Source organism: Streptomyces sp. NPDC058619 (assembly GCF_042717785.1).
Taxonomy (GTDB): Bacteria; Actinomycetota; Actinomycetes; order Streptomycetales; family Streptomycetaceae; genus Streptomyces.
Genome location: NZ_JBHXQN010000106.1, coordinates 1 through 9,415, shown reverse-complemented (window position 1 = coordinate 9,415; position 9,415 = coordinate 1). Strand labels below are relative to the sequence as shown.

Here is a 9,415-nt window from a genome sequence, read left to right as displayed (position 1 = left end):
CCAGGTCATTCGTTCGACAGAGGGGACACAGTCATACCGGGCCCGGAGGCCAGCGGCCCCATTGCAGGACCACGAAAAACATAACGGGGGGGGGCGGGCGGTGGGACGGGTGGTCCGTCGTGCCGGGGTGGGTGTGGGGCGGGTCCCTCCGGAGGGTCTCCTCGGCTCGCGCACGGAGCGGGGGCTGTGACGGTGCGGCCGGGTTGCGCGCTCGTCCTGCGAGGACCCTCCTGCGCGACCCCGCCCCGCGGGGGTGTCCGGGCGCGGGTCCGCCGACCGCGCCGGTGTGTGAGCCGCTGCCTTCGCCGTTGTGCCGGTTGCCCCGGGCCGGCCATCAGTTCCCGTGCGCGGGCCGCCGGGCGGCCGGTTCGGTCCGGCGGGGTCAAGGGAGCGGGGCGGGGTTCAGGCCGGGCGGGTCAGGCGATCGGTGCCTGTGAGGACGGCGGCGGCCAGGGCGTCCGACGCGGGGGTCGGGCGCCGCCCCTGGAGCAGCGCGAACTCCACCGGCCCCAGTTCCGGCAGCCCCCCGACCCGGACCAGGCCCGGCGGGATCAGCCCCCGGGTGTGGGCCATCACGCCGAGCCCGGCCCGGGCCGCCGCGACGAGGCCGCTCAGGCTGCCGCTCGTACAGGCGATGCGCCACGCGCGGCCGTCCCGCTCCAGCACCTCCAGCGCCCGGGCCCGCGTGATCCCCGGCGGCGGGAAGACGATCAGCGGAACCGGCCGCTCGGGGTCCACCCGCAGGCCTTCCGCCCCGATCCACACCATCCGGTCCCGCCAGACGAGGCGGCCCCGTTCGTCGCCCGGACCCCTCCGCTTGGCCAGCACCAGGTCCAGCCGGCCCGCGTCCAGCCGCTCGTGGAGCGTCCCCGACAGCTCCACCGACAGCTCCAGGTCCACTTCCGGGTGCTCGTGCCGGAAGCCCTCCAAGACCTCCGGCAGCCGAGTCAGCACGAAGTCCTCCGAGGCCCCGAACCGCAGCCGCCCCCGCAGCCGCGTCCCGGCGAAGAAGGCGGCCGCCCGCTCGTGCGCCTCCAGGATCGTCCGCGCGAAGCCCAGCAGCGCCTCGCCGTCCTCCGTCAGCTCCACGCTGTGGGTGTCCCGGACGAACAGCGGCCGGCCCGTGGCGTCCTCCAGCCGCCGCACGTGCTGGCTGACCGTCGACTGCCGCACGCCGAGCCGTCCGGCGGCCTGGGTGAAGCTCAGCGTCTGGGCCACCGTGAGGAACGTCCGCAGCTGGACCGGGTCGTACATGGCGCCAGGCTATCGCGCATCGTGATGACAGTGAGTTCGGTGTGCGGGTTTCCCGATGACCGCGCGGCCCCGACCATGGAAATGCAGGGCACCGGCCCCGCCCCCGCGCCCCCGACAGCAAGTGAGCCCCGCGCATGCGCCGCCCGCACCTCCACGCCCGGCTGCCCCTGGACCCGTACGTGCCGGCCCTGCTCGGCACCGTCGGCCTCGCCGCCCTGCTCCCGGCCCGCGGCCCGGTCGCCACCCTCGCCGACGGGGCCTCCACCGCGGCCGTGGCCCTGCTCTTCTTCCTCTACGGCGCCCGCCTCTCCGCCCGCGAGGCACTCGACGGCCTGCGCCACTGGCGGCTCCACCTCACCGTGCTCGCCTGTACCTTCCTGATCTTCCCCCTCCTCGGCCTCGCCGCCCGCGGCCTCGTGCCCACCCTCCTGACGCCCCCGCTCTACGGCGGCCTGCTCTTCCTCTGCCTGGTCCCCTCGACCATCCAGTCCTCCATCGCGTTCACCTCCATGGCCCGGGGCAACGTCCCCGCCGCGATATGCGCCGGCTCCTTCTCCAGCCTCGCCGGCATCCTCCTCACCCCCCTCCTCGCGGCCGCACTGCTCGCCGGCGACGCGGGGGGCCTCTCCGCCGACTCCCTCCTCAAGATCGTCCTCCAGCTCCTGCTGCCCTTCGTCCTGGGACAGGTGACGCGCCGCTGGGTCGGCGGCCTCCTCACCCGCCACCGCTCCGTGCTCGGCCACGTGGACCGCGGCTCGATCCTGCTCGTCGTCTACGCCGCCTTCAGCGCGGGCATGGTGGCGGGCATCTGGCGCCAGGTCAGCGCCCCGCGCCTCGGCGCCCTGATGCTGGTCGAGGCCGTCATCCTGGCCGTCATGCTGCTGATCACCTGGTACGGCGCCGAGCGGCTCGGCTTCGACCGCGCGGACCGCATCGCCATCCAGTTCGCCGGTTCGAAGAAGAGCCTGGCCGCCGGACTGCCCATGGCCGGCGTGCTGTTCGGGGCGCACGCGAGCCTGGCCGTACTGCCGCTGATGCTCTTCCACCAGATGCAGCTGATGGTCTGCGCCGTCCTGGCCCGCCGCCGGGCCCGCGAGGCCGAACCCGCGCCCCACCGTGTGGCGGAGGTCTCCCGGGTGCCCCAACACCCCGTCCCCCGGGCCCGGTAACGTGCGGCGGTGACCTGGATACGCCCGATCGCCGCCCGCGCCGAACGCCCCTGCACCCTGGTGGTCTGCCGGGGCTGCTGCTGCGGGGACCCCCGCAAGAACCCCGGCTCCGACCACGCCGGCCAGCTCGCCCGGCTGCGCGCGGCCGCCGCCGACTCCGGGGGCCGACTGGCCGTCCGTACGAGCGAGTGTCTCGGCCCCTGCGCGCAGGCCAACGTCATCGTGGTCCAGCCCACCAGCGAGGCCCGCCGCCGGGGCGCCCGCGCGACCTGGTTCGGCTGGGCTCTGGACGACACCGCGACCGACGAGATCATCGCCTGGGCCCGATCGGGCGGCCCCGGCACCACCCCCGTCCCGGACACCCTGGACCTCCACCGCATCGATCCGCCCGAGCCCAAACCGGCCGTGAACCCCTCGCGCCGCTCCCGCCGCGGCCGCTGAGGCGGGGCGGGAGAGAGGTACCGGTGCGGGGCTACACCGTGATCCGCTCCTCGCCCGCGTACACGTTCATGTCCGGTCCCCGCAGGAACCCGACGAGCGTCATCCCCGTTTCCAGCGCCAGGTCCACGGCCAGCGAGGACGGCGCCGAGACCGCCGCCAGCACCGGGATGCCCGCCATCACGGCCTTCTGGACGAGCTCGAACGAGGCCCGCCCCGACACCAGCAGGACCGCGCCCGTCAGCGGCAGCAGCCCGGCCCGGAGCGCCCGTCCGACGATCTTGTCCACCGCGTTGTGCCGGCCCACGTCCTCCCGTACGTCCAGCAGCTCGCCCGCCGCCGTGAAGAGCCCCGCCGCGTGCAGGCCGCCCGTACGGTCGAAGACCTTCTGGGCCTCGCGCAGCCGGTCCGGGAACCGGGCCAGGAGCTCCGCGGACAGCCGTACGGGATCTCCGGCGGCGGCGCCCGGGAAGCGGCTCGCCGTCCGGACCGCGTCCAGGCTGGCCTTGCCGCACAGCCCGCAGGAGGAGGTCGTGTAGACGTTCCGCTCCAGCGTGATGTCCGGCACCGGGACACCGGGCGCCAACTGCACGTTGACGACGTTGTAGGTGTTCGACCCGTCCTCGGTGGCGCCCTCGCAGTAGGTGACGGCGCGCACGTCCGCCGCCGCGCCGAGCACGCCCTCGCTCACGAGGAAGCCCACCGCGAGCGCGAAATCGTCCCCCGGGGTGCGCATCGTGATCGCCAGGGGCTTTCCGTTCAGCCGGATCTCCAGCGGCTCCTCGGTCACCAGCGTGTCCGGGCGCACCCCGGTGACCCCGTTCCGGATCCGCACGACCCGGCGGCGCTCGGTGACGCGTCCCATGGTGTTCCCCCACCTCGTTCTGTTTTCCACCGCGGCCGACAGACTTATTGTCGCCGTTCCGCTTCCCGCAGCGCTCCCGGCAGCCAGATCCTCGGGAATCTCCAAATTCCGGTGCCCGAATCCTGTCGGATCACGCGCACTCGTACCCATCGGTAGCAGGCGAAGCTGGGTGGTCATGACTGCCAACGAGGGGGGACCCCGCCCATGACCGGTTCACGCGTGGTGGCGCTAGGGCACTACCAGCCCGCGAGAGTGCTCACCAACGAGGACCTCTCGGCCATGGTCGACACCACCGACGAATGGATCCGGTCCCGGGCCGGGATCAAGACCCGCCACATCGCGGGCCCGGACGAACCGGTGGACGAGCTGGCCTTCCAGGCGGCGGGCAAGGCCCTGGCCGGCGCCGGCCTGACCCCGGACGACATCGACCTCGTCCTGGTGGCGACCTCCACCGCGATCGACCGCTCGCCCAACATGGCGGCGCGCGTCGCCGCCAAGCTGGGCATGAGCGGCAACCCGGCCGTGATGGACATCAACGTCGTCTGCTCGGGCTTCACCCACGCCCTTGCCACCGCCGACCACGCCATCCGGGCCGGCTCGGCCACCCGTGCGCTGGTCATCGGCGCCGACAAGATGACCGAGATCACCGACTGGACCGACCGCACCACGTGCGTGCTCACCGGTGACGGTGCGGGGGCGGCCGTCGTCGAGGCCTGCGAGGAGCCGGGCATCGGTCCGGTGCTGTGGGGTTCCGTGCCCGAGATGGGCAACGCGGTCCGCATCGAGGGCTCGCCGCCGGTCTTCGCCCAGGAGGGCCAGTCCGTCTACCGCTGGACCACCAGCCAGCTCCCGCCGCTGGCCCGCAAGGTGTGCGAGAAGGCCGGGGTCGCCCCCGAGGAGCTGGCCGCCGTCGTCCTCCACCAGGCGAACCTGCGGATCATCGAGCCCCTCGCCGCCAAGATCGGCGCCGTGAACGCCGTCATCGCCCGCGATGTCGTCGACTCCGGCAACACCTCGGCGGCGAGCATCCCGATGGCCCTGTCCAAGCTGGTGCAGCGCGGGGAGATCCCCTCCGGGGCCCCCGTCCTGCTCTTCGGCTTCGGCGGGAACCTCTCCTACGCCGGCCAGGTCATCAGCTGCCCGTGACGTCCACCGCGCCCCCGCCCTCCCCGCCCCGCGGGACAGGGCGGGGGCGCGGTGCGTTCCCGTCCCCGCCGCCCGCCCCCGCACCTGGCGAGACGCATCGTCTCGTAAGGCTCATCGGCGCATGCCCGCAGGTCAGCACGGCGTGGCGGACGATCGCGGTGCGAATAAGTGGTCGGAAGCCCGGCGATCCTTTGCTATGGTTGTCCATGTCGCCGCGGGAAACCGGGGCCGACCACCTGGTCCGGGTGGCGGAATGGCAGACGCGCTAGCTTGAGGTGCTAGTGCCCTTTATCGGGCGTGGGGGTTCAAGTCCCCCCTCGGACACACATACACAGACGAAAACCCCACTCCGGTGGGGTTTTTCGCGTTTCCGGTACGGGGACTGCCGGTCGGCCCCGGGCGGGCCGGGCGCCTTTCGGGGCTCAGGGCCGCAGGACCACCAGGCCGTTCGGGGTCGTCAGGGTGCCCACCGTGACCGGGGTGAAGGCGTGGGGGAGCGACAGCCGGGGCCGGTCCCCGGCGTCGGCGGCGTCCGGCGGGATCCCGCCCGACAGGCGCAGCGCGAGGAGCGCCGGGACCGCCGTGCGGCGCGCCGTCCCGGTGGCCGGGCGCAGCCGGTGGGCGGGGGCCGCCGGCAGCGAGAGCGCGAGACTCCCGGCGGCGTCGCCCGCGGCGATCGGGACCGCCGGGCAGACGACCCCGGGGGCGTACGCGCGGAACGGGCCAGCCGTACGCCCAGCGGGTACCGCTCCAGCACCCGTACGACGGCCAGGGCCCGGCGCGCCACCGCCAGGGCCTCGCCGGCCCCGGCCCGGACGAGGGCTCCGCGGGCGGCCGCCGTCAGCGCCGGGTGGCGCAGCGGACCGGTGGACAGCCGCCGCGCCGCGACCCGCACGGCGACCGGCGCGGGCGGCCGGAACGCGGCCAGCACCGTGGTCAGCCCGGGCTTCGGCAGGGGCACCGGGCCCAGGTCGGGATCGTCCGGCTGGTCGACGTAACGCAGCACGGCGGCCTGAGCGCACAGCCGCACCTCGCGCAGGTCCCGGCGGCCGCCCGGCCGAAAGCCCCGGCGGCCCAGCTCGCGGGCCCAGAACCGGGCGTCGTGGTGCTCGCCGCGCCGCGAGTGCTCCAGGAAGAGGCAGTACGCGGCCGAGGAGGTCCGCGCGCTCCCTGACCCGGCGGCGAACTGCCACCAGAACCCGGCCCCTTCGCGCAGCCCGGCGAGGTACAGCAGGCAGCCGAAGACGACCGCGCCGGGCAGGTCGGCGTGGCCGCCGGCGACGAAGGAGGCGAGCTGCGCCTCGGCCTTCGACGCGCAGACGGCGGCCAGGCAGGCGGCCTTGAGGTCGCGGCGGGCCCGCTCCGCGTCGAGCGGGCAGTCCCGTGCGGGGTCGCTCCAGCCATGGGCCGACGGCCGCCGCGCGCGGTGTCCGGGGACGGGCGCGTGCGGGGTGGCGCGCAGCAGGCGGGCCTCGGCGGCGCCGAGGTCGTAGTGCGGGTAGCGCTCGCGCACGCCGGCCCGGGCGAGGAACTCGACCAGGGAGCGCGGGGCCGCGTGGTCCTCGCGGAACCCGTGTCCGTCGGGGGGCCTCATGAGCCGGGGGGCGCGTCGAGCAGGCGGGCGAGCCGCCGGTGGGCCTGGCCGAGGTGCGAGCGGACGGTCGCCTCGTCGACGCCCATCACCGCGGCGGCCTCACCGGGGCTGCACTGCAGGCCGTACCGCAGGAGGACGGCGTCGCGCTGCCGTTCGACGAGCCGGGAGACGGCGGAGTAGAAGCGGATGGTGTCGGTCAGCACCTCGTACCGGTCGGCGCGGGCCTCCTTGAGGGCCGCTTCGAAGGCGCTGGTGTCCATCGGCTCGGGCCGCTGCCGCCAGGGCTCGCGGTGGTGCTGCCGGACGACGATGCAGCCCTTGAAGACGGTCCAGGCGTACGCGTCCAGCCGGTCCATGTGCAGCATCCGGAGCCACTCGGCCATGATCGAGTCGAAGGCGGCGTCCACCGCGTCCTCAGCGCCCGCGTCGGAGCCGAGGTGCAGGTAGGCGAAGCGCATGTACGCGGGCCGCCGGTTGGTGTGGAAGGCCCAGTAGGACAGGCGTGCCGTCGGATCCCACTGGCTCATGGGAGTCGGCCGCCGGTGCCGGCTCGGCAGTCCCACGCTTCCACCGGGCTCCTCCGTTCCGCCTTCGCTCAACGCTCCACCCCGTTCCCCCTCATCCCCTGTGCGGACCAGGTAATCAGCGCGGGCGCACTCGGGGGCGCAGAGGAGAAAGCTGGAAATATTACGTTCGGTGATGATCGGATCGCGATCGATGTCGATCGTCCAGCGCCCCGGCCAGCGCATATGCATATGCCGCACGGGTGGTCCCGGACGGCGGAGGGGTGCACTGCGTGTGACCATCGCACGATTCACTCGTTTGTCGGAGGGTGAGCACATCGCAGCGATTCGGCTCCACCGCCGTCGAGCAGGCCGAGGCGGTCCTCGTCGAGCAGTACCCCCAGCTGGTACGGCTGGCCTACCTCACCCTCCCCGAGCCCCTCGGGCGCCACACCCGCGTGCTGCTGGCGCACCGGGCCGTGCAGCACGCGCTGCCCAGGGGGCTGGGGGGCACGGGCACCGGGCCCGGCGGACCCCGCGGCGGGGGCGGACCCGGCGGACCCGGCGGGCCGGCAGGACCTCCCGGGCCGGGAAGCCCGGGCGGCCCCGGCCCCCTGGCGGGCCCCGACAGCCCAGGCGGGCCGCTCTCCGAGGTACGGGTACGGGTGCTGCGCGCCTCCCTCGCCCCGTCCGGCCGGATCCGCTCCGTCCTGGCGAAGACCGGCTGGCCCCCCGTCCCGCCCTTCGTGTGGGGGCTGCGGCTCTGGCCCCCGGCCGGCGGGATCGACGAGGCGGCCGGGGTGCTGGCGGGCGCGCCGGGGCCGGTCCGGGCCGCCTTCGTCCTGCACCGCATGGACGGGCTCCCCGAGGAGGCGGCCGTCCGGCTCCTCGGGGAGGCCGGCGCGGACGACCCCGCCGACGCGGTGCGCGAGGCGCTCGCGCTGCCCGTCGGCGCACCTCTCCTGGCCACCCTGCGCAACCCGGAGTTCGACGCCAGCGTCGTCAGCGCCCGCCCCACCGACCTGCTCCGGCGCCGCCGCCTGGCCCGGGCCGGGTGGGCCGCCGCCGCCGTGTGCGCGCTGGTCACCGGGGTGCTGGCGGCCGACGCGTCGGCGCCGCGCCCGGAAGCCACGCCCGCCGCCGGGCTGGTGGCCGCACGGGCCCTGGATCCCGGCCGGTTGCTCCGGGTCCCGGCCCAGACCTGGGCCGACACCGCCCGGGTGGACTTCACCGCCTGGCCGGCCCGCGGCGGGCGCACCGCCGACCGGGCGCTGCTGGCGCGGGCGCTGGGCACGTGGGCGGCCCGGCCGGGCGGGGTCCCCGTCACCGCCGCCCCCGGGACGGTGACCGACCCGCCCACCCGGCCCCCGCAGCTGCTGTACGCGGGCGACAGCGAGGGCCGGGCCGTGGTGCTGCTGCTCGACGGGGACCGCGTGGTCCGCTACGCCGAAGCAGCCGCCGGGCCCCGCGAGCGGGAGCTCGCCTTCGCGCGTACCGACGAGGCCGGGGTCACCACCGCGGCCGCGCTGACCCTGGTCCGGCCCTCCGCCGACGGCCCGGCCCGCTACCTGCTCGCCCCGTGGATCGAGCGGGCCTCCACCCGCGACCTGCTCCGCACCGGGGACGGGGGCGCGCCGCTGGCCGTCGCCCCCGACGGGGTCACGGCTCCGGCGGCGGTGCCCCGTACGGCCGGGTACTGCGGGTCCTGGCCCGTACTCGAACTCACCTCCTCCGCCCGCATCGTCGAGAAGCACTCCTTCGTCCTCGCCGACCTCGGCGCGCTCTCCCCGGTCCACCTCACCTACACGCCGCTGCCGGACGGCCCCGGCGCCGTAGCCGCCCGGCAGCCGCGCGAGGCCACCGGGCCGGCCGCGCGGGCCGCCTGGGCGCCCACCGCGTGCCGGCTGCGGGAACTGGGCGGCGGCGCCGTCCGCGCCGTCAACGTCTGGGACTTCGCCGGCTCCGAGCTCCCCGACGGCGGCGGCCGGGCCGTGTGGTCCTGCACCCGCGCCTCCGGCTGGGCCGGCCCCGGCGACGTGCTCGTCCAGCTGCGCCCGCCGGCCGGGCCGCCGCAGGACGTGGCGCGGGCTCGCTCCACGGCGGCCTGCGGGCGCTTCGGGCAGCACCTGCTCGCGGGCACCCGGTGGCGCTCGCCCGCGGGCCGCTGGTACCTGGTGGCCGCGGGGAGCCGCGAGGTGGCCGGGATCACCGTGGCAGGCGCGGTGCGGGCCGAGGCGAACGGCCGGACCCTGGCGGCGCCCGCCGGCCCGGAGGGGGCCCCGGTCTCCCTCACGGGCCGCCTCGCGAGCGGAGCCCGGATCACCGCGCTCGACGGTGCCTCCGGGGGCCGGGACTAGATGAGTGAGTCCAAGGGATGGCCTGCGGACATAGGACGAGGGCGTCCAATGTCAGTGTGTGAAGACGGACCTGGACACCCTCGCGACAG

General features: G+C 75.6%; 8 protein-coding genes and 1 tRNA gene. 5 read left to right on the top strand and 4 right to left on the bottom strand.

The features are described 5' to 3' along the window. Positions 1 to 402: 402 nt before the first annotated feature. Complete coding sequence (locus ACFWTC_RS37770; RefSeq protein ID WP_383918891.1) at positions 403 to 1,254, bottom strand: LysR family transcriptional regulator; 852 nt, start codon at positions 1,252 to 1,254, stop codon at positions 403 to 405. A 134-nt stretch (positions 1,255 to 1,388) separates the two neighbouring features. Here ACFWTC_RS37770 and ACFWTC_RS37765 point away from each other — a divergent pair, with 134 nt between their 5' ends. Together ACFWTC_RS37765 and ACFWTC_RS37760 are read left to right on the top strand one after the other, a co-directional pair. Continuing rightward, positions 1,389 to 2,423 carry a bile acid:sodium symporter family protein gene (locus ACFWTC_RS37765; RefSeq protein WP_383918888.1) on the top strand — a complete coding sequence of 345 codons (1,035 nt, stop codon included), beginning with the start codon at positions 1,389 to 1,391 and terminating at the stop codon, positions 2,421 to 2,423. Between the two features lie 9 nt (positions 2,424 to 2,432). Next, entirely contained in the window at positions 2,433 to 2,864 is a 432-nt protein-coding gene (locus ACFWTC_RS37760) for a (2Fe-2S) ferredoxin domain-containing protein (RefSeq protein ID WP_383918886.1), read from the top strand. Between the two features lie 31 nt (positions 2,865 to 2,895). Here ACFWTC_RS37760 and fdhD read toward each other — a convergent pair whose 3' ends face one another. Beyond that, a complete protein-coding gene (gene fdhD, locus ACFWTC_RS37755) occupies positions 2,896 to 3,726 on the bottom strand; it encodes a formate dehydrogenase accessory sulfurtransferase FdhD (protein ID WP_383918883.1) in 831 nt (276 codons plus the stop codon). Between the two features lie 204 nt (positions 3,727 to 3,930). Between fdhD and ACFWTC_RS37750 the strand changes: the two genes are divergently transcribed. After that, positions 3,931 to 4,872, top strand: coding sequence for a beta-ketoacyl-ACP synthase III (locus ACFWTC_RS37750; protein ID WP_383918879.1), 942 nt, complete (start codon positions 3,931 to 3,933; stop codon positions 4,870 to 4,872). Positions 4,873 to 5,111: 239 nt separating this feature from the next. After that, positions 5,112 to 5,196: transfer RNA gene (locus ACFWTC_RS37745), tRNA-Leu, on the top strand. Positions 5,197 to 5,329: 133 nt separating this feature from the next. Here ACFWTC_RS37745 and ACFWTC_RS37740 read toward each other — a convergent pair. Together ACFWTC_RS37740 and ACFWTC_RS37735 are read right to left on the bottom strand one after the other, a co-directional pair. Next, entirely contained in the window at positions 5,330 to 6,466 is a 1,137-nt protein-coding gene (locus tag ACFWTC_RS37740) for a hypothetical protein (protein ID WP_383918876.1), read from the bottom strand. Beyond that, positions 6,463 to 7,029 (bottom strand): sigma factor-like helix-turn-helix DNA-binding protein, encoded by a 567-nt coding sequence (locus tag ACFWTC_RS37735; RefSeq protein WP_383918873.1) that lies wholly within the window; start codon positions 7,027 to 7,029, stop codon positions 6,463 to 6,465. The genes ACFWTC_RS37740 and ACFWTC_RS37735 overlap by 4 nt, the downstream gene beginning before the upstream one ends. Positions 7,030 to 7,298: 269 nt before the next feature. Between ACFWTC_RS37735 and ACFWTC_RS37730 the strand changes: the two genes are divergently transcribed. Further along, the gene (locus tag ACFWTC_RS37730; RefSeq protein WP_384030441.1) at positions 7,299 to 9,326 is read left to right on the top strand and encodes a hypothetical protein; all 2,028 of its coding nucleotides are present in this window, start codon (positions 7,299 to 7,301) and stop codon (positions 9,324 to 9,326) included. Positions 9,327 to 9,415 lie beyond the last annotated feature (89 nt).

Coding starts and splice junctions, on each gene's coding strand:
- ACFWTC_RS37770 (WP_383918891.1), bottom strand. CDS start 1,254: ATGTACGACCCGGTCCAGCTGCGGACGTTCCTCACGGTGGCCCAGACG.
- ACFWTC_RS37765 (WP_383918888.1), top strand. CDS start 1,389: ATGCGCCGCCCGCACCTCCACGCCCGGCTGCCCCTGGACCCGTACGTG.
- fdhD (WP_383918883.1), bottom strand. CDS start 3,726: ATGGGACGCGTCACCGAGCGCCGCCGGGTCGTGCGGATCCGGAACGGG.
- ACFWTC_RS37750 (WP_383918879.1), top strand. CDS start 3,931: ATGACCGGTTCACGCGTGGTGGCGCTAGGGCACTACCAGCCCGCGAGA.
- ACFWTC_RS37740 (WP_383918876.1), bottom strand. CDS start 6,466: ATGAGGCCCCCCGACGGACACGGGTTCCGCGAGGACCACGCGGCCCCG.